General features: G+C 46.0%; 19 protein-coding genes. 4 read left to right on the forward strand and 15 right to left on the reverse strand.

Annotated features, from left to right (window positions below; translation table 11 throughout):
* Positions 1-168 precede the first annotated feature (168 nt).
* Positions 169-2,043 (reverse strand): choice-of-anchor I family protein, encoded by a 1,875-nt coding sequence (locus tag Q4Q49_RS01470; RefSeq protein WP_311998448.1) that lies wholly within the window; start codon positions 2,041-2,043, stop codon positions 169-171.
* A gap of 595 nt (positions 2,044-2,638) precedes the next feature.
* Between Q4Q49_RS01470 and Q4Q49_RS01475 the strand changes: the two genes are divergently transcribed.
* The 3 genes from Q4Q49_RS01475 to ilvN all read left to right on the forward strand — a co-directional run bounded on the left by Q4Q49_RS01475 (position 2,639) and on the right by ilvN (position 6,620).
* On the forward strand, positions 2,639-3,862 hold the full coding sequence (locus tag Q4Q49_RS01475; protein WP_006081844.1) for a multidrug effflux MFS transporter: 1,224 nt from the start codon (positions 2,639-2,641) through the stop codon (positions 3,860-3,862).
* Between the two features lie 545 nt (positions 3,863-4,407).
* Entirely contained in the window at positions 4,408-6,126 is a 1,719-nt protein-coding gene (locus Q4Q49_RS01480; RefSeq protein WP_006081845.1) for an acetolactate synthase 3 large subunit, read from the forward strand.
* A complete protein-coding gene (gene ilvN, locus Q4Q49_RS01485) occupies positions 6,126-6,620 on the forward strand; it encodes an acetolactate synthase small subunit (protein WP_006081846.1) in 495 nt (164 codons plus the stop codon). The genes Q4Q49_RS01480 and ilvN overlap by 1 nt, the downstream gene beginning before the upstream one ends.
* 99 nt (positions 6,621-6,719) lie before the next feature.
* On the opposite strand, the gene Q4Q49_RS01490 is transcribed toward ilvN, so the two are convergent.
* The 14 genes from Q4Q49_RS01490 to trmJ form a co-directional block, all read right to left on the reverse strand.
* Positions 6,720-7,163 (reverse strand): Hsp20 family protein, encoded by a 444-nt coding sequence (locus Q4Q49_RS01490; RefSeq protein ID WP_006081847.1) that lies wholly within the window; start codon positions 7,161-7,163, stop codon positions 6,720-6,722.
* Between the two features lie 362 nt (positions 7,164-7,525).
* Positions 7,526-7,957, reverse strand: a complete 432-nt coding sequence (gene ndk / locus Q4Q49_RS01495) for a nucleoside-diphosphate kinase (RefSeq protein WP_006081848.1) — start codon at positions 7,955-7,957, stop codon at positions 7,526-7,528.
* 197 nt (positions 7,958-8,154) lie between these two features.
* Positions 8,155-8,322 carry a hypothetical protein gene (locus tag Q4Q49_RS01500; protein WP_106650660.1) on the reverse strand — a complete coding sequence of 56 codons (168 nt, stop codon included), beginning with the start codon at positions 8,320-8,322 and terminating at the stop codon, positions 8,155-8,157.
* Between the two features lie 217 nt (positions 8,323-8,539).
* Positions 8,540-8,737 carry a Fe-S cluster assembly protein IscX gene (gene iscX / locus Q4Q49_RS01505; RefSeq protein WP_063883516.1) on the reverse strand — a complete coding sequence of 66 codons (198 nt, stop codon included), beginning with the start codon at positions 8,735-8,737 and terminating at the stop codon, positions 8,540-8,542.
* Positions 8,738-8,850: 113 nt separating this feature from the next.
* Positions 8,851-9,756 (reverse strand): 30S ribosomal protein S6--L-glutamate ligase, encoded by a 906-nt coding sequence (gene rimK / locus Q4Q49_RS01510; protein WP_006081851.1) that lies wholly within the window; start codon positions 9,754-9,756, stop codon positions 8,851-8,853.
* A gap of 157 nt (positions 9,757-9,913) precedes the next feature.
* Positions 9,914-10,252 carry an ISC system 2Fe-2S type ferredoxin gene (fdx, locus tag Q4Q49_RS01515; RefSeq protein WP_006081852.1) on the reverse strand — a complete coding sequence of 113 codons (339 nt, stop codon included), beginning with the start codon at positions 10,250-10,252 and terminating at the stop codon, positions 9,914-9,916.
* 8 nt (positions 10,253-10,260) lie between these two features.
* A complete protein-coding gene (gene hscA / locus Q4Q49_RS01520; protein ID WP_220590371.1) occupies positions 10,261-12,123 on the reverse strand; it encodes a Fe-S protein assembly chaperone HscA in 1,863 nt (620 codons plus the stop codon).
* A gap of 67 nt (positions 12,124-12,190) precedes the next feature.
* A complete protein-coding gene (hscB, locus tag Q4Q49_RS01525; protein WP_071939411.1) occupies positions 12,191-12,715 on the reverse strand; it encodes a co-chaperone HscB in 525 nt (174 codons plus the stop codon).
* A 16-nt stretch (positions 12,716-12,731) separates the two neighbouring features.
* Positions 12,732-13,055 carry an iron-sulfur cluster assembly protein IscA gene (gene iscA, locus Q4Q49_RS01530; RefSeq protein ID WP_107947761.1) on the reverse strand — a complete coding sequence of 108 codons (324 nt, stop codon included), beginning with the start codon at positions 13,053-13,055 and terminating at the stop codon, positions 12,732-12,734.
* A gap of 14 nt (positions 13,056-13,069) precedes the next feature.
* On the reverse strand, positions 13,070-13,453 hold the full coding sequence (gene iscU / locus Q4Q49_RS01535) for a Fe-S cluster assembly scaffold IscU (RefSeq protein ID WP_011072277.1): 384 nt from the start codon (positions 13,451-13,453) through the stop codon (positions 13,070-13,072).
* A gap of 37 nt (positions 13,454-13,490) precedes the next feature.
* Positions 13,491-14,705: an IscS subfamily cysteine desulfurase gene (locus Q4Q49_RS01540; RefSeq protein ID WP_311998449.1), complete on the reverse strand. Its 1,215-nt coding sequence runs from the start codon at positions 14,703-14,705 to the stop codon at positions 13,491-13,493.
* Between the two features lie 79 nt (positions 14,706-14,784).
* The gene (gene iscR, locus Q4Q49_RS01545; RefSeq protein ID WP_006081858.1) at positions 14,785-15,246 is read right to left on the reverse strand and encodes a Fe-S cluster assembly transcriptional regulator IscR; all 462 of its coding nucleotides are present in this window, start codon (positions 15,244-15,246) and stop codon (positions 14,785-14,787) included.
* Positions 15,247-15,637: 391 nt separating this feature from the next.
* Positions 15,638-16,459 carry a serine O-acetyltransferase gene (gene cysE / locus Q4Q49_RS01550; protein ID WP_107404634.1) on the reverse strand — a complete coding sequence of 274 codons (822 nt, stop codon included), beginning with the start codon at positions 16,457-16,459 and terminating at the stop codon, positions 15,638-15,640.
* A 54-nt stretch (positions 16,460-16,513) separates the two neighbouring features.
* Positions 16,514-17,242, reverse strand: a complete 729-nt coding sequence (gene trmJ, locus Q4Q49_RS01555) for a tRNA (cytosine(32)/uridine(32)-2'-O)-methyltransferase TrmJ (protein ID WP_263167246.1) — start codon at positions 17,240-17,242, stop codon at positions 16,514-16,516.
* A 153-nt stretch (positions 17,243-17,395) separates the two neighbouring features.
* On the opposite strand from trmJ, the gene suhB reads away from it, so the two are divergent.
* Positions 17,396-18,199 carry an inositol-1-monophosphatase gene (gene suhB / locus Q4Q49_RS01560; protein WP_259510423.1) on the forward strand — a complete coding sequence of 268 codons (804 nt, stop codon included), beginning with the start codon at positions 17,396-17,398 and terminating at the stop codon, positions 18,197-18,199.
* The last annotated feature ends 68 nt before the right edge of the window (positions 18,200-18,267 follow it).

Raw genomic sequence — 18,267 nt, forward strand, 5'->3', positions numbered from 1 at the left:
ACTCAGCCAATTTTTATGCGCCATGTCAGATGAAGTTAATTCACACTAAATGGCTAATTTATAAAATTAGAGAGCATAAAAAAGCGCCAGTAGCATGTATGCTAGTGGCGCTGAGGTAACTGACAAGCATGATGAAGGAGCAATTAGCTATAAATCACTAACGCACCATTATTTAATCTTTAGTTGGTAAACACTCGTCGTACCGGTGACTTCATTGCCTATGATTAGCAAAGGATTACCGTTAGGGCTTTTATCGGCACTGACAAATTTCATCCCTTCTGGCCCTAAATCACCCGCCAATGTTGCATCCCCTTTGACTTCACCCGTATCTGTATTGATAACAAAGTCGGCATCAAAATCACGATTCACAACATAGTCGATAAAATGCACATCGAAGGGATTGGTCACGTCATAAATCATAAAGCCTGAAGTGCGCTCCAAGCCAATAAAGGCATATAGTCGTTGGCCAATTTGACCCAGAGCTAAGGCTTCTGGCTCTGGTCCTTTATCATCGCTGCGGCTATCACCTTTATTTTCTTCGTTATTATTGTTGAAGTTACTGCCTAAAAGTGCCGCGGTAATACGTTCAAAATCACTCGCACTGTCAAAGACTTGCTGACCGTCTGCGCTCCAAATCGAGAATGAGCGAGCACCGAAGCTGACTATCCTGTCGTAGTCGCCATCCTTATCGTCATCCCCCATGCTAGTGGTCACTTTAAGGCGGGCTAACTGCGTTTTATCTTTTGCGGCGGCAAATTGTGGGTGATTAGGGTCGAGCACTAAATCCCCTGCGCGGGCTTCTTCAGAAAAGCCTGCATAATCACGGGAATCACCTTCGTTGGCCGTAACGATAAAGTCGGTATTGTTCCAACGGTAAGTCGCGACAGTATCGGGTTGATACATGCCGTAGACGCCTGTGTAACTTTGCAGGTTGACAAGATTGTCTTTGTCACTCGCATCAATTTTATTCACCTCAAGTCCATAATCCTTAAGGCCTAGTGGTAAAATCTTGGCGACTTTGGCATTGGCGATATCAATTACGGCAATGGCATTGTTCTCTTGCAAACTGACAAACGCACGGCGGTTATCTTGGCTAATCGCGATATATTCAGGTTCTAAATCCTGCGCCACACTCGCCATTGGACCATTGATTTTAATGTCTGGCGTGATCTCACTGGCACGTGCACCGCCCTGATTAAATTCACTAAAACCGATAATAGTCGCAGTGGCTGCTGGCTTACCGTCAGTAATTGCAATCAGCGCCACACTGCCTTCAGGATCTAGTGTATAGACTGGATTTGGCTCGCCTTCATTGGCCACTAATAAGGTTTTACCATCGTGGGTAAATGCCACGTTATCGGGTAAAGCGCCGACTTCTACCGCGCTGATAAACTGTGGTGCATCTGTGCCGTTAAGCTGATAAAAAGCGACAAAACCATTGGCTTGGGTTTTATTGCCGGCAGCATCGCCACGTTCAATTGCAGCCGCTAACAAGTTGCCTGAAATGCTCACACTGTTAACGCTACCCATAAAGGTTTGGCCAACGTCTTTAGCCACATCAAGTTCGCCAAATTTTTCGAGATTATTCAATGCTAACGGATCAGCGGCATTGGATGCCGTTGCTAATAAACTGCCATCAATAATGTCCACTTTACCGCTAATGGCATTGACCACAAAAATACGGTTAGATGCACTGTGATATTCAACGATTTCGGCGGCACTTAAGCCATAAACGCCAGTCTGATGACGACCAATTAACTCAGCTTTTAAGCCTGCAGTTTGTGGCTGGCAAACATATTGGGTTTGCGCTGCTGCAATTTCGCTGTCATCTAATTGTCCATTATTGTTAGCATCTAATCCGGTATCGATACGCTGACCACCGGCGGGACAATGTGCATCACCGATATTCAATGCCGTCACTTTAACCAGTGAATTTAAGCCGTTGTCGCCTTTATCACCTGCTGCGCCATCATCACCGCTGCAGGCTCCAAGTAATAAGCTCGCCATAATGGCTGCGGCTAGCGGAAGTCGTTGTGTTTTCATCGTGTCATTCCTGAATATTTTATTTTTAGTAGGGTGAAGCTAAAGCCCACTAAACTAGTCAGCATAAAAGACGCTGGGATGACAAAGCCGTGACACTCAGATGACAGCTCGCACTTTAGAATGAGTCAGTTTGAACCATAAGGATGTGAAGGACTAAGGTGTAAAGAACAGAGTTACAAAGGGCTACGATTTGATAAGAAAGACTTGATAAGAAAGATTTAAATGAAGAATCTTGTGAAGATAACGGCTCAATCCACTAAAGTGATGCCTCGATAATCAAACTTACCACTTAGTTACAATTTAATCGGTAAAATACAGTAAAGAAATCAGCGCAAAGATTGGTTTATTTGTCCGAGCACTTTACTATGCTATTGCTTACTGTCTGAACTGTGCAAATAGACAATACCGCAATTCACTTTTGCCTAAACCCCGCCAATGATCTTGATCATGTGCTCTCGCGCTTAGTGTAGAAACTGGTAGCGCAGGAACTGGCTTAAAAATGGCGGATTAATCGTGAATTGTCCTAGTACAATTTAAACCACACCGCATAAACCTGTGAAATACGCTTTCAATTCTTTCGCCACCCGAGGTAACAGTGGACCCACAATCACAACCTTCTGCCCATAACGGCAGACGTATACCGAATTTAGCGCTGCTTATTCCCATGCTTGCGGCGATTGTCGCGATCACGCCATTGGCCATCGACATGTACTTACCTGCGATGTCGACATTGGCACTCAGTTTTCATACCGATGTCACGACAGTACAACAGTCCCTGAGTATCTACTTAGCGGGTTACGCACTGGGCATGTTATGTTTCGGCCCCCTAGCCGACCGCATTGGTCGTCGCCCTATGGTGATATTGGGACTGAGTGGATTTATGCTCACCAGCTTACTGATTGGGTTTGCGGGTCAAGTCGAAGTCTTTCTTGGACTACGTTTTTTACAGGCCTTTATCGGCGCGGCTGCGACTGTGGTGGTGCCGGGATACATCAAAGAAGTCTATGGTGACAATACCGCCAAGGGTATGTCATACGTGAGTTTAATCATGATGTTAGCACCATTACTCGCACCTAGCATTGGCAGCGTGATCCTCGAACTCGGTGATTGGCATTTAATCTTCTTCATTCAATCCGCCTATGCCGCAACCCTGTTATTACTGGTGCTATTTGCGCTAAAAATGCCCAGCGATAAAGATATGGATACCCGCAGCCAAAAATCGTTTCTTGGCGCCTATGCGACCGTATTTTCCCGCCCTGGCGTTAAGTTAAACATTGCCAGTGGCGTGTTAACGTCTTTTTCATTTTTCTGTTATCTCACCGCATCGCCCTTCGTTTACATGGAAGTCTTTGCCTTAGATAAATCCTATTTTGCTATCTTGTTTAGCACTAACGTCGGCGCGTTGATGTTGGCCAATATCATTAATACGCGCATCGTGGGCCGTTATGGTTCGCTACGTATGTTGCATGTGTCGACCTTTTTCGGGGCGATTGCTGGTGTCGGTTTATTAACCGTAAACCTGCTGGATATGAGCTATCACTTTACCGTGATCATGCTTATTCCTTTGATGGGTAGCCTAGGGGTGATGTCAGTCAATGCCGATGCGATAGTACTGATGAAGTTTAAACAAGAAACAGGAACCGCAACCGCAGTTATTGGCACCTTAAGATTTGGCTGTGGCGCACTGGCGGGCCCGTTATTGGCAGTGTTTTACGATGGCACAGCCGTGCCCTTCTCTGCCCTCATGTTAGGTTCTATTGTGTTAGTCGGTATTTGCCAATTCAATCGTCCAAAGCATCAAATACCGCCGACGGTTTGAGGAGCTATTTTTAAGGATCTATTTTTAAGGGTCTATTTCTAAGAGCCATGGATACCAATGCCACATAGGCAACACATGTTTGATCGCATAAAACAGCGCATTGGCTTTCACAGATGTAGCAAATAAGTAATATTTAATCGCGACAGTTAAGTATCTGCTTATCTAACCTCCAACACCAAAACGGCACTTTTAGTGCCGTTTTTGCTTTTTAAGCATCTAACAATCTGAAAAATATAAGATAAGCCCATAAACCAGCCTAGGTTACTTGGCGATTCAAGCAAGTTATCGAGTCATTCAAACGTGAAATTGTTTCAAGTTGGTTATTTTTTACATAAAAGGCTTGAAATGTTGTTTTTTTTGAATATGATGAAATTCTGTTCATTGCAACAGTTGCTGCATCCTAAGGGATGAGTCACTTGTCTTCGACGAAGTCAGTTCAGCATTTCGGAGTCTGAATTACCATTCAGGCTTAATTTTTAGAGCGATTACCGTCGCTGTAACAAGATACTGTTTACCGTAACGGTACTATGCAATAGGAGTTCCACATGGAGATGTTATCCGGCGCCAGCATGATAGTGCGTTCTTTGATCGATGAAGGCGTAAAGCACATTTTTGGCTATCCTGGCGGTTCAGTTTTAGATATCTACGACGCCCTGCACGTTATCCCCGGTATTGAACACATACTCGTTCGCCACGAACAAGCCGCCGTACACATGGCCGATGGCTACGCCCGTGCCACGGGTAAAGTGGGCGTGGTATTAGTCACCTCAGGCCCAGGCGCGACCAACGCGATTACCGGTATTGCTACCGCTTACATGGATTCTATTCCCCTTGTGGTGTTATCGGGTCAAGTCCCGAGCAATCTTATCGGCAACGATGCCTTCCAAGAATGCGACATGATAGGTATCTCTCGCCCTGTGGTGAAACACAGCTTTTTAGTTAAAGATCCGACTGAAATTCCTGAAATTATTAAAAAGGCTTTTTACATTGCCTCTACTGGCCGTCCCGGCCCTGTGGTTGTCGATCTGCCAAAAGATTGTTTAAACCCCGCCCTGCTGCACGAATATTGCTACCCAGAAAGCGTCAAAATGCGCTCGTATAATCCAACGACATCAGGCCATAAAGGTCAGATCCGCCGTGGTCTTCAAGCTCTATTAGCCGCGAAAAAACCGGTACTTTATGTCGGTGGCGGCGCAATTATCTCAGGTTGTGATAAGCAAATTCTGCAATTAGCTGAGAGATTAAATATTCCCGTCGTCAGCACGCTGATGGGGCTTGGCGCTTTTCCAAGCACTCACAAAAACAGTTTAGGCATGCTTGGGATGCACGGTCGCTACGAAGCCAACATGACAATGCATAACTGCGATTTGATCTTCGGTATTGGTGTACGCTTCGACGATAGAACCACCAATAATGTGGAAAAATACTGTCCGAACGCGACCATTTTGCACATCGACATCGATCCCTCTTCTATTTCGAAAACTATCCACGTAGATATTCCTATCGTGGGTTCGGCCGACAGTATTTTAGACAGCATGTTGGCACTGTTAGATGAATCGAACGAACACAACGACAACGATGCCATTGCCACTTGGTGGAATGACATTGAACAATGGCGCAGCCGCGATTGTCTGGCCTATGACAAAAACAGTGGCCGTATCAAACCACAGCAAGTGATTGAAACCTTGTATAAGCTAACCAATGGTGATGCCTATGTCGCATCAGATGTTGGCCAGCACCAAATGTTTGCCGCCTTGTACTATCCGTTCGATAAGCCGCGCCGCTGGATCAACTCAGGTGGCTTAGGGACTATGGGTTTTGGCCTGCCCGCCGCAATGGGCGTTAAAATGGCGATGCCGGATGCCACCGTTGTGTGCGTCACGGGTGATGGTTCTATCCAGATGAACATTCAAGAGCTTTCGACCGCACTGCAATATGATACGCCAGTAAAAATCATCAACTTAAACAATCGTTTCCTTGGCATGGTAAAACAATGGCAGGACATGATTTACTCTGGCCGTCACTCACATTCCTATATGGATTCAGTGCCAAATTTTGCCAAAATTGCCGAGGCCTATGGTCATGTTGGAATGACGATCAGCGATCCCGCCGAACTTGAGTCAAAAATGGCTGAAGCACTGGCGATGAAAGACAGGCTGGTCTTTATCGATATCATGGTGGATGAAACTGAGCACGTGTACCCCATGTTGATCCGCGGTGGTGCGATGAATGAAATGTGGCTGACCAAGACGGAGAAATGCTAATGCGTCGAATTATATCTGTATTATTAGAAAACCAGTCCGGCGCCCTGTCTCGTGTGGTCGGTTTGTTTTCACAGCGCGGTTATAACATTGAAAGTTTAACGGTGGCGCCAACGGACGATATCACCCTGTCGCGGCTTAACATCACAGTCGTTGCCGATGAAATGGTGTTAGAGCAGATAGAGAAGCAGCTACATAAGTTAATCGATGTGTTAAAAGTATCGAATATTACCGAGTCTGCTTATATTGAACGCGAACTCGCCCTTGTTAAGGTCCGTGCCCAAGGTGAATTTAGGGAAGAAGTAAAACGTATGGCGGATATTTTCCGCGGACAGATTGTCGATGTGACGGCGAATTTATACACCATCCAAATGGTGGGCACGTCAGATAAACTCGATGCGTTTATTCATGCGCTGGGGGAAGTCACCAAATTGGTCGAAGTCTCACGCTCCGGCGTGGTGGGTTTGGCCCGCGGCGAAAAGGCCATGAAGGCCTAGCTTTCTCACGGAAATCTCGCGGACATTATTCGCATCAATACAAAACATCAAGGGGAGCATAATGCTCCCCTTATTTTTAGGCGGTTATCACAGCGTCAATTATGACTGGCTGTCTAACAAGCGCGATGAGGTGATCTCAATTTTGCGTGGTTTCAATGCTTCAGGAATTTCACGCACTAAATCAACATTGAGTAAGCCATTTTCTAAACTTGCACCGAGCACAGTGACATAGTCTGCCAGCTGGAAAGTACGCTCAAAACCGCGTTCAGCTATGCCTTGATATAGGTATTTACGCTCGGTTTGGCTTTCGGCTTTATTGCCTTTCACCAGTAATTTTTCACCTTCACTGCTGATCTCAAGTTCATCCATTGAGAATCCGGCTACGGCCATCGTTATGCGATAACGATTTTCGCCGAGTAATTCGATGTTATATGGAGGATAACCTGAGTTGCCATTATTGGCGGCGGCATGTTCTGCCAATTGCGCTAAACGGTCAAAACCAATGGCACTGCGGTAAAGTGGTGTTAAATCATAAGTACGCATATTCATATCCTTGTCTTAAGCAATATGGAGAATTGGCGGACTGTTTTCAGGATGAAAACGTTTGTAGAGTCTGCCGAATTAAATCTTCTGTCCTTACGGCACAGAATTCACACTAGGACCCTCATCGAGCGATCCTGAAATAGATATAAGGACGGGAGAGAAAATTTCAAGCAAGAAAATTAAAAAAATGTGCAGAATTTTAAAAGAGCAATAAAAACAAACGCTAATACCGCTTTAAAACGGTGAATCGAGATGTAATTGGTATCGCGGCATTAGATTCATTGCGCACGGCAATCTGTATTCGCTAAATTGCAGCCAATAAAAAAGGAGCCTAGGGCTCCTTTTTCAGTCTTAGCATCGAATTAACGAGTGCGTGGACACAGTTCTTCAGCGCTGAAGAAGTAAGCAATTTCACGTGCAGCAGATTCAACAGCATCAGAGCCGTGAGCCGCGTTTTCGTCAATGCTTTCAGCGAAATCAGCACGGATAGTACCAGGAGCCGCTTGAGCTGGGTTAGTTGCACCTAAAATTTCACGGTGAGCTAAAACAGCGTTTTCGCCTTCTAATACTTGGACCATGATAGGACCAGAAGTCATGAATGCAACCAGAGCACCGAAGAAGCCGCGCTCGCTATGCTCAGCATAGAAACCTTCAGCTTGTTCTTTGGTCAGGTGTAACATTTTTGATGCAACGATCTTAAGACCAGCAGTTTCAAAACGATTGTAGATAGCACCGATGTGGTTTTTTGCAACAGCATCAGGTTTGATAATAGAAAATGTGCGTTCGATCGCCATAACTAGCTTCCTTTGTCAGCAAGTTTAAAAAATTCGCGCGGATTATACGAAATTTAAAAGCTAAATCCTATCTTTATAGCAAATTAGTCTGAGATATTGCGCACATTCGCTTTATTCGTAATCAGCTTGATCACGCAAAAGACCCCGCTAGGAAAATAAATCCTCAGCAGGGTTCATTAACTCGTTAAAAAATGGGATTATTTTCTATTTTTAGCCCAAATACCTGCCCAAGCAATCAAAGCGACTAAAATGATTGCGGGAGCAAGATCTAACAAGTGATGGAATAAACCGACACCGCCATGCCCTGGATGAGCCCAAGCCATTGAAGGGACAAGCATACATAACAATACAAGCAAAAGTTTCATGTGAACATCCTTGCAGTTGCGATAACAAAGTTAAGCCATTTAAATGCCTTAACCAATATACAGCAAGGTACGATATCCGCTAAAAATGAACTTGACTGTGATCAAACTCTCGCCAAATATTCTCTGCGCCGCTGCAGATACGTGAGGTAAATCACCTTAGTTAAACGTCAAAAGGACAAGATGCCTCACATAAAAAACCGTATCGCCACTGTGCTCACTACTTTTCCTCAATCCAACACTGCTGAATCGCTTCCAGTATTTTTTCATTACAGTGCTTAGGATCATCGGCAAAATCATCCAAGGCTAACACCCACTCATACAATTGGGTGAAATGCAGCTGAGTGGGATTCACTTCTGGGTGTGCTTCGAGTAATTCCAACGCAATATCTAACGAATCTATCCAAGTTAATGTCATCGTTTACCCCTATTCAGTTCGCTTTAATGGGTAAGTTCTTGCTAAACGGCGTTACCCATAAGGAGGTGAATCAAGTGTTGATATTCCGCAGTCAATACTCGACAGCAAGAGCATTAACCCTGTGCTTGCGTCACCTTTTTTACTTTTATCGCATTTTTTTCAACAAAATCAATAATAGCACCCGCCACATCTTTCGTGGTGGCGCCTTCAATTCCTTCAAGACCGGGTGAGGAGTTCACTTCCATGATCACAGGACCGTGGTTTGAGCGTAGCAAGTCAACACCAGCCACATTAAGCCCCATAGTCTTAGCCGCACGAATGGCGACTGAGCGTTCCTCTGGGGTTAATTTGACTAAACTTGCCGTGCCACCACGGTGCAAGTTAGAGCGGAACTCTCCGGGCATAGCTTGGCGCTTCATGGCAGCGATCACTTTATCGCCGAGCACAAAGCAGCGAATATCTGCGCCATTAGCCTCTTTGATATATTCCTGCACCATAATGTTGGCTTTAAGGCCCATAAAGGCTTCAATCACGCTCTCAGCCGCTTTACGGGTCTCGGCTAATACCACGCCAATACCTTGGGTGCCTTCGAGTAATTTAATCACCAGAGGCGCGCCACCCACCATATCAATTAAGTCGGGAATATCACTCGGTTTATTGGCAAATCCAGTAATGGGCAAGCCAATGCCGCGGCGTGACATCAACTGCATAGAACGCAATTTGTCACGTGAGCGCGAGATCCCTACAGAATCATTTAAAGCATAGACGCCCATCATCTCAAACTGACGCAACACCGCCGAACCATAAAAGGTAATCGACGCCCCAATACGGGGGATCACGGCATCAAATGCGGGTAACTCTCGCCCACCAATGTGGATACTCGATTGCCGCATGTTGATATTCATATAACATTCAAGGGGATTAATTACGTGTACTTCATGACCACGTAATTGAGCCGCTTCAACGAGTCGCTTCGTTGAATATAGCTCAGGCCCTTGCGATAAGATCGCTATTCTCATTTGGTCTCCGGCAACCATTAATTTTGAGCGCATAATACGCCTGCGCAGGGATAAATCAAACAACTAGAGGCATAGACAAGATTAGTTGCACAAATGCTCAACGCCAAAAGCAAAAAACCAGTCACATGGACTGGTTTTAACAATTATCGCGGCAGCATTAATTGCCTTCGCTGACCATGTTAACCGTGTATTTAGGGATCTCAATCACCATGTCAGTGTCGACCACTTTCGCCTGACAAGATAGACGGCTTTCGGGCTCAAGTCCCCAAGCTTTGTCTAACATGTCATCTTCCAGCTCATCACTTGGCTCAAGATCATTAAAGCCTTCACGCACAATACAGTGACACGTGGTGCAAGCACAGGACTTTTCACAGGCATGCTCGATATTGATGCCATTACGCAGCGCAACATCAAGAATGGTCTCACCAACATTCGCCTCAAGCACTGCGCCATCTGGGCACAACTCGGCATGGGGAAGAAAGACTAATTGGGGCATTACATCACCTATATGTTGTCGATCGACTGGCCTTTAAATGCCACTCGAATAGAATTGTCCATACGTCTGGCAGCAAAATCTTGGGTTTGCTCATCCAGTTTTTCAATCGCGAGTTTAATTGCATCGGCATCATCACCCGCGGCCACTTGCGCCACATTGGCCATGATGGCGTCAATTTGCCCACGCTCATCGGCATTCAGCAAGTCGCCATCTTTCGCTAACGCGGCATGTAAAGACTCGAGTACCCTCGCCGCCTCCACTTGCTGTTCGGCCAGCATACGACGAGTGATATCGTCTTTGGCATACTTCATCGAATCTTTCAGCATAGTGGCAATTTCAGTATCCGATAAACCAAATGATGGCTTAACTTGAATACTTGACTGCACGCCGGTGGATTTCTCCATAGCGGTCACGCTAAGTAAACCATCGGCATCCACTTGGAATGTCACCCGAATGTGCGCAGCGCCAGCGGCTAACGGCGGAATACCTTTTAAAGTAAAACGCGCCAGTGAGCGACAATCGTCAACCAGCTCACGCTCGCCCTGCACCACATGGAATGCCATGGCCGTTTGACCGTCTTTAAAGGTGGTAAATTCCTGTGCTCGCGCAACCGGAATCGTGGTATTACGCGATACCACTTTTTCCACTAAGCCGCCCATGGTCTCTATGCCTAATGACAAAGGGATCACATCAAGCAATAACAAATCCGATTCAGGTTTATTACCCACTAAAATGTCGGCTTGAATAGCCGCACCAATGGCAACAACACGATCGGGATCGATAGATGTCAGCGGTGGTTTGCCGAAGAAAGCTTCGACCTGTTCACGCACTAATGGCACGCGCGTTGAACCGCCAACCATCACAGTTTCAAGCACTTCATCCGTTGTCACGCCCGCATCACGCAGGGTACGGCGACAGCTGGCAATGGTCTTCTTAACCAACGCCGCAATCATGGCATCAAATTCAGCTTTAGTAACGATTTGCGTCAGTTCAGTCCCATCGGCAAGGATCACTTTTGCTTCAGTTTCTACAGCATCCGTTAAGGCCTCTTTGACTCGACGCGATTCAATCAACAGTTGACGGCTTAATTGCGAGTCGATGTCGCTAAGCTGCCACACTTGTTGCATATGTGCTTGGAGTAAATGATCGAAATCATCGCCGCCAAGCGCAGAATCACCGCCGGTGGCTAACACTTCGAATACGCCGCGATTCAAGCGCAAAATAGAAATATCGAAGGTGCCGCCGCCTAAGTCATAGATGGCAATTACGCCCTCTTGCTTAGAGTCTAAGCCGTAGGCAATCGCAGCAGCCGTCGGTTCATTCAACAGACGTAGCACTTTAACACCCAGCAAAGCTGCGGCATCTTTCGTGCCTTGGCGCTGGGCATCATCAAAATAGGCCGGTACGGTTATTACGACACCTTGCAGCTCGCCACCTAAGGTTTTTTCAGCACGGGCAATCAGCGGACGTAAAATCTCCGCAGACACTTGCACGGGATTTACTTGGCCTTGGGGAGTCACGAATAAAGGTAAACCGTTTTCGCTTTCGGCAAACTCGTAGGGGAATGATTGCTCGCCGGCTTTGATATCAGCCAGGCTGCGGCCCATAAAACGCTTAACCGAAACGATCGTGTTTTGCGGATCCTGCGCCGAACTCAACGCCGCAAGGGCGCCGACTTCGACTGAATCTTGGGTATAACGCACGATAGAAGGTAATGAATGCTGTCCAAGTTCGTCCGGCAGGGTTGCCGTCTCTCCACTTCGAACAGCCGCCACCAAAGAATTGGTCGTACCTAAATCGATGCCAACGGCAAGTCTATGTTGGTGCGGCGCGGCACTTTGACCGGGCTCAGCTATCTGCAAAAGGGCCATATATATCCAACTTAGTAATGCCAACTCAAGCGTGCTTGAGTCAGCAAAGTAACATAAACACGGAAAATCAATCTAACAGAGCGTCTTCGACTCTGGTCAACTCGTCGTGTAATTTTGCCATAAATTTGAGTTTGCGAACTTGATCCGCCGCTAACAATGCATCTTCAGCCTGCTCACTGGTTAACAGTTGAGTCAATTGCTGAGTGAGTTGCGCGCGGTACTCTGCAAAAGATTGATATAGCTCGTCAATACTCGCTTGAGGATCGGCACTATCGCGTATATCTTCCAACGCCTCGCGCCATTCCATTTGCTGCATCAAGAAGCCAGTATCTTTCACTGTCGTAGTTTCATGGCTTAATTCAATGCCACGCAGCGACAACATATGCTCAGCGCGGCGAATGGGATCTTTTAAGGTTTGAAAACCATCATTGACTTGCGCCGTGCGCTGCACCGACAACAATTTCTGCTGCTCAGTATCATTGGCAAATTTATCGGGATGAACCGCCCGTTGCAGTTCGCGATAGCGTTCTGCAAGTAAGGCGGTATCAATATCGAAGGCAGGGGAAAATTTAAACAGCTCGAAATAATTCATGCGTCAACTTTAGCGGTTAAACAGTGAAACTCTCACCGCAACCACACTCACCTTTTGCGTTAGGATTATTAAATTGGAAGCCTTCATTCAGCCCTTCTTTAACAAAATCCAGCTCGATCCCTTGAAGATAGATGAGGCTCTTGGCATCGATGATAATTTTCACATCATCGATATCAAACACTTCATCATCATCATTTAAAGAATCAACGAACTCAAGTACATAAGCCATACCAGAACAGCCTGATGTTCTTAAGCCGAGACGCAGGCCTACACCTTTGCCTCGGTTGACTAAGAAAGATCTGACACGATCGGCTGCCGCTGGGGTCATTGTAATCGCCATCTTAACTCCAGATGTTACTTAGCTTGTTTCGATTTGTACTCGTCGATAGCAGCTTTAATGGCATCTTCAGCCAAAATTGAACAGTGGATTTTCACCGGTGGCAATGCCAATTCTTCAGCGATATCTGTGTTCTTAATCGCCGCAGCTTGTTCGATAGTTTTGCCTTTAACCCACTCAGTTACCAGTGAGCTAGATGCAATCGCGCTACCACAACCGTAGGTTTTAAACTTAGCGTCTTCAATGATGCCATCAGCACCAATTTTCAACTGAAGTTTCATCACGTCACCGCAAGCAGGCGCGCCTACCATACCGGTCACGACCGAAGGATCGTTTTTATCAAAAGAACCAACGTTACGTGGGTTCTCATAATGATCTATCACTTTTTCACTGTAAGCCATGGTACTGCTCCAAAATTATCTATTGTAAAGGTCAGAATTAATGATGTGCCCATTGAACTTGGTTCAGGTCGATCCCATCTTTAAACATTTCCCACAAAGGAGACATTTCTCTTAATTTATCAATAGATTGAGTAATTACTTCGATAGCGTGATCGATTTCTTCTTCGGTGGTGAAACGGCCGATAGAGAAACGAATCGAGCTATGTGCCATTTCATCATTTAAGCCAAGTGCACGTAATACGTAGCTAGGCTCTAGGCTGGCTGAAGTACAAGCCGAACCCGATGAAACCGCTAAATCTTTCAGTGCCATCATTAACGACTCGCCTTCAACATAGTTGAAGCTGACGTTGAGGCTACCGCTAACACGGTCAATCGCATCACCATTGATATAGGTTTCTTCAATGTGCTTGATGCCATTCCATAATTTGTCACGTAATGCACCGATACGGACGTCATCAGAGGCCATTTCCGCTTTTGCGATTGCAGCCGCTTCACCTAAACCTACGATTTGATGCGTTGGTAACGTACCGCTACGCATACCACGCTCATGACCACCACCGTGCATTTGCGCTTCTAAGCGAATGCGTGGCTTACGACGAACATATAGCGCGCCGATACCTTTAGGGCCATACATTTTGTGACCAGAAATCGAGATCAAATCCACTTTAGTGGCTTGCACATCGATAGGCACTTTGCCTGCACTTTGCGCTGCATCCATGTGGAAAATAATGCCTTTTGAACGGCATAACTCACCGATTGCATCGATATCGTGGATCACACCGATTTCGTTATTCACGTGCATGATGCTGACAAGGATAGTGTCGTCACGCATTGCCGCTTCTAAACGTTCCATCGGAATGATGCCGTTAGCCGCAGGCTCTAAATAAGTCACTTCGAAACCTTCGCGCTCTAATTGGCGACAAGTATCGAGAACCGCTTTATGTTCAGTCTTACTGGTGATGATGTGCTTGCCTTTCTTATGATAGAAATGAGCAACACCTTTGATCGCAAGATTGTTTGATTCAGTTGCACCAGAAGTAAACACAATTTCACGGTGATCGGCGTTAATTAACTCAGCAATTTGATTGCGAGCAATATCCACCGCTTCTTCAGCTTGCCAGCCGTAGCGGTGTGAACGTGATGCCGGATTACCAAAGATGCCGTCCATTGTCATACATTGGAACATCTTTTCCGCGACTCTTGGATCAACAGGCGTGGTGGCGGCGTAATCTAAATAGATAGGAAGCTTCATAACACACTCCGTACTGAGCAGTCTCTGGTAGAGGCTACATACAACGTACAAAAATTATTTTTATATATAACAAAGGCCGTTATAAACTGACTCTTTGTTCCTTTTGCATAGTGTCTTGCTTAAGCGAGATAAATTGCACATCTCGTTTCTGCATCAAGCCAGCAAGACTGATACCATCTAAAAAATCTGAAATTTGTTTGCTTAAATCGCCCCAAAGTGAATGGGTTAAGCAGCGAGTTCCACTCTGACAATTGCCAAGTCCTTGGCAACGAGTCGCATCGACAGACTCGTCTACAGCATGGACAACCATGCCGACTGAAATATCATTGGCTTCTAGGCCTAAGCGATAACCACCGCCCGGTCCACGTACACTGGCAACTAAGCCGTGTTTTCTTAGCTTAGCGAAGAGTTGTTCCAGATAGGAAAGCGAAATCCCTTGTCTTTCAGAGATATCCGCTAAGGGAACTGGTCCCGATGCTGAGTGGATTGCCACATCTAGCATAGCGGTTACTGCATAACGACCTTTTGATGTAAGTTTCATAACTACCATAGCTCCCGAACAGGTATGCATTATTTCAACATACCCGAGTAATTCAGTCAAGTATTAAAACCTACTAAAACACTCAAGTATATGAGTGTGCAAATAACCAATACCCTTTCATCTTGGTGGGGTATTTAACCTTTTTCTAGCTTAAGATTCAATGCTAGAGCGCCAATTAATCGACTTCTAGCACGATATAAACCCACAATAAAAGTCATCGCTGCACTGTGACGCGATCAAACTCAGGTTTGATCGCAACATGCGCCTTTACAACAGGATAAGCTAAAGTAAAACGCTAAACGAGCCCCTTGCGAGGGTCAGCCCTTAAGCAAGTTAGGCCACTAAGTTAAATGGTTTCGTTGAACCATTTCTTGAACCATTTCGTTAAAATTTAGATACTCGGATCAAACTCATCTAATGCACTATGGCGTTTTTCCGCTGCCGCTTTTTCTGCATCATTAAACTCGCCCATATCAAGCTCTGGTAGTTTTTCGGTGCAGACATTACCACCCAGCCCTTGAATGGCTTGACACAACTCTTGAACTTTCGAGTCCATCAGATGCATATGATCCAGCATCTGCCCTATCGCATTGGCAACAGGATCGGGATTATCCGGTGATACTGCGTATGCATCAAAACCGTATTTTTTCGCCATCGCGCTGCGGCGTTCAGTTTTCTCTTTCGATTGCGGTGACGGTGATGCCACCACGCGCCCAGGAATACCGACTACTGTGGTATCTTTTGGCACATCTTTCACCACAACCGAGTTTGAACCCACACGCGCACCGTCGTGCATGGTAATAGGACCGAGGATTTTTGCCCCCGCGCCCACCACCACGTTATTGGCTAACGTCGGGTGACGTTTCCCCGCCTGCCATGTGGTTCCGCCAAGCGTGACACCATGATAAAGAGTGCAATCATCACCAATCTCAGCCGTTTCACCAATCACCACCCCCATGCCATGGTCGATAAAAAATCGATGACCTATGGTGGCGCCGGGATGGATTTCTACACCCGTCAACCAACGGGAAAAAGTCGATAAACAACGTGCCGTTAAGCGCCAATCGCGCTTCCATAGCTTATGGCTTATCCGATGCAACCAAATGGCATGCATGCCCGGATAGTTAACCAAGATCTCAAACGCGCTGCGCGCCGCAGGATCACGGTGATATATAGATTCAATGTCTTCTTTTAGCCTAGCTATCACGCCCATTGTTTATCCCTTTGCAGTCATTCTATACGGTGATTATTGATGATGAGGATTTGGCTATTTATCTTTAGAACCAGTGACTTTATCAATAGAGGTCAAGATTCCCCTGAGGATATTCATCTCCTGACTCTCAATCCGCGCACGACTAAACAAGCGGCGCAGTTTCATCATCACTTGTCCGGGATGATTCTTAATGATAAATCCGGTTGATAGCAGCGTCGTCTCAAGGTGTGCAAAGAAACGTTCCTGATCGGCGGCCAAGGGATACTCGGTTAGCTCTTCTTCGGCCACTTCTTTTTGTGCGAGGTGGGCAACACGGGTTTCATAACAAATGATTTGTACGGCTTGTGCAAGATTGAGCGAGCTGTATTCAGGATTCGCAGGAATCGCCACATGATAAGTACACTGTTGCAACTCTTCATTACTTAAGCCGTGGTTCTCACGGCCAAATACTATGGCAACGGGGCCTTTAAGTGCCTCGGTCGCTAATTTAACCCCTGCTTCTCTTGGCTCTAACATTGGCCAGTCTAAGGTTCGGCTGCGTGCGCTGGTTGCAATCACGAGACTGCAATCAGCAATCGCTTCAGCGAGTGAATCCACTTTCACAAGATGTTTCAGAATATCCGATGCACCCGCGGCTAATGCAATGGAATGCCCATCGGGTTCAACACGCGGTTCTGCAAGGTACAGATTTGACAGACCCATAGTCTTCATCGCTCTGGCAGTGGAACCAATATTGCCGGGGTGCGAAGTCCCCACTAAAACCACTCGAATATTACTTAGCATGAAACAACTTAATTTAATTCATAAAACGTTGGGGACGAATATTATCACAGCCATTGCCGAATGCTTATATGAAAATCGGTATTTGATATAACTATCAAATCGAGTATAATGCCGCCCGCTATTTTAACGTTCTTTAACATCCAGGGGATTGCAATGCATCCGATGCTGACGATTGCTGTACGCGCTGCCCGCGCGGCCGGCCAAAATATTATGCGCGCCTATACCGAACTTGACCGTATTGAAGTCAGTTCAAAAGGTATCAACGATTTTGTTACCAGTGTAGACAAGGAAGCAGAAGCGACTATTACTTACCAAATTCGTAAATCTTACCCTGATCACACTATCGTGGGTGAAGAGAAAGGCGAAAACCGCGGTGAGAATAACGACTACGTTTGGATAGTTGACCCTCTGGATGGCACTAACAACTTTGTTAGAGGCATTCCCCACTTCGCGATTTCTATCGCTCTGCAACATAAAGGTAAAACTGAAGTTGCGGTTGTTTACGATCCTGTCCGTGAAGAACTCTTTACCGCCGTCCGTGGTAAAGGCGCAAAACTCAATGATTTCCGTTTGCGTGTTACCAACGTGAATGAATTAGCGCCTACCATGATTGGTACTGGCTTCCCATTCAAGGCGCGTCAACACACTGAAACTTATATGGCTATTTTCGGCGAAGTCTTCGGCCAATGTGCTGACTTACGTCGCGCAGGTTCTGCCGCATTAGATTTAGCCTATGTTGCTGCGGGTCGTTTAGACGGTTTCTTCGAAATCGGCTTAAAGCCATGGGATATCGCTGCTGGCGATCTTATCTGCCGCGAAGCGGGCGGTACAGTTACCGATTTCACTGGCAACCATAACTATTTGATTTCTGGTAACATAGTTGCAGGCTCACCTAAAGTGACCACAGAATTAGTTAAAATCATGCGTCCATTATTGAACGAAGGTTTAAAGCGTTAATTGTAGGTGTTAGTCTCGAAGCGTTAGTCTCGACTAACACTTAGCTTTAGAACTTAGCTTTCTATCGC

Origin of the sequence: Shewanella sp. SP1S1-7 (assembly GCF_031932105.1) — a bacterium.
GTDB classification, from domain to species: Bacteria; Pseudomonadota; Gammaproteobacteria; order Enterobacterales; family Shewanellaceae; genus Shewanella; species Shewanella baltica.